Below are 1,735 nucleotides of genomic sequence, written 5' to 3' on the forward strand. Positions count from 1 at the left end.
AGGTACTCGAGCTGCATGAGCTCGTCCCAGGTGCCGCCGACGCCCATCAGGAACACGGCGTCGTAGCCCTCGTCGGCAACCTTGTCGGCGAGCGCGGTCATCTTCTTGCCGGTCTCGTAGAGCGCCTTGCCGTCCTCGAGATAGCCCTCCTGGTCGAAATGCATGATCTCGATCTTCTCGGTTTCCTTCATTTGTCTCTCCTTTCTGGGGTTGTTTCCACATCCCCCATGCCAACGGGCATCAAAACCCGCTTACATTCCGTAACACTCGGCCGCTTTGGCCTTAAGCGCATTGACTGACTCTTCGTAGCCCTCCGCCTTGACCTCCATTTGCTTGGAGACAGCATCGAGATACGGGTGAACGTCCCATGACTTCAGACGCTCGGCGATTATTGCCGCAATCGTCTGGAAGAACACGAGATTGGGAATTGCACTGAGCAGCGGAGCCACCTGAGGCACCACAACCTCGTGAGCCCTACCCTTGGGATGGGCCGTGAGCAGCACCGTTTTTGCCGTCACGTTCGATAGCGCATCGGCGATATTCGCAAGACGCTCCGACCCCTGCGGATCGTCGACAATAAACACCAGGTAGCCCGGAACAATCTGCATCTCGGGACCGTGGACGAACTCCTCGCCTTCGTGATGCATGGCAGGAATCTTGATGGTCTCGCTCAGTTTGAGCGCCGCCTCCTCGGCAACACCGTAGTTGGGGCCGTTGCCGACGACCATAGCGGGCGTGTGCTCAGAAAGCTCGAGCATGTGGTCTTGGACATATGCCTCGGCGGTCTTGCACATCACGGCATTAGCCTGGATAGCCTCGCGCAGGCCATCAAGACGCTGAGCAACGCCCTTGGCGTCAATCGTTCCGCGCGCCTGACCGCCGTAAATACCAAAGAGCACCAGGTACTCAACGAGAACCTCGACGCCCAGAGTCACAAAGTCCACCGACTCGACACCCACACCGTAGTCAAGAACGATGTCGGCGTGTTCCTTGATGGGTGCCTCGACGTTTGCCGTGAGCGCAACTGCAGCCATATCGTGTGCGCGCATGTAATCAAGAGCCGCGATCGTATTGGTCGAATAGCCACTCTGCGAAACGGCAATGTTGAGCGCATGCTGTGGATAGGTGTGTTCAAAATCGACGAAGGCCTCGGGCGTCACAACGGACACCTGCATCTGCAGCGTATCTTGCAGGAAATCGCGGGTGCAATCCGCAGCATGGCGCGACGAACCCGAAGCAACGATGCGCAGTGCGTCAAAAGAACCGGACTGGAAAATATCAACGAGCTGCGCTACCAGCTCAGACGAACGCTCGAGGTTCTCCCCCATACGCACATGGGCAAGCTGAACGTAATCGAGCATCTTCATCGTCTCACCTCGTTACAAATCATTAGTATTTGATACCAATCACAGTTACAGGTTACGGCTTTTTGATACCTCTTTGTCGATTAATTTATCCCCTTCGGCGAACGGTCGATTTTGAGCCATGTAAGGTTGTATATACAGTCGGTCAAATTGCCCAAACAGACCGGCTGTTACCGCGCGCGATGCAAAGCCCCAGCTAGTACGTATAGGTGTAGCCGCCCGTATCGCCACGATTGAAGGACTTTACATACTCGATAGCCTGACCGCTCGCGTCATAGCTCACGCATTCCAAAAGCAAAACAAGATCGCCCTGTTCCAGTCCAAGGAGGCCGGCATCTCGTGCGCCCAGTGCCTCGATATCGAGCTTTTCC

2 protein-coding genes and 1 pseudogene are annotated in these 1,735 nt (G+C 55.9%); all 3 read right to left on the minus strand.

What is annotated here, in order from left to right:
• A pseudogene (locus ABHR76_RS09975) lies at positions 1-191 on the minus strand (SIS domain-containing protein); the annotation flags it as partial.
• A gap of 60 nt (positions 192-251) precedes the next feature.
• The gene (locus ABHR76_RS09980; protein ID WP_138113435.1) at positions 252-1,367 is read right to left on the minus strand and encodes an SIS domain-containing protein; all 1,116 of its coding nucleotides are present in this window, start codon (positions 1,365-1,367) and stop codon (positions 252-254) included.
• Positions 1,368-1,560: 193 nt separating this feature from the next.
• On the minus strand, positions 1,561-1,722 hold the full coding sequence (locus tag ABHR76_RS09985; RefSeq protein WP_346977644.1) for a UTRA domain-containing protein: 162 nt from the start codon (positions 1,720-1,722) through the stop codon (positions 1,561-1,563).
• Positions 1,723-1,735: the final 13 nt, after the last annotated feature.

Origin of the sequence: Collinsella aerofaciens (assembly GCF_039752985.1) — a bacterium.
Lineage (GTDB): Bacteria > Actinomycetota > Coriobacteriia > Coriobacteriales > Coriobacteriaceae > Collinsella > Collinsella aerofaciens_BT.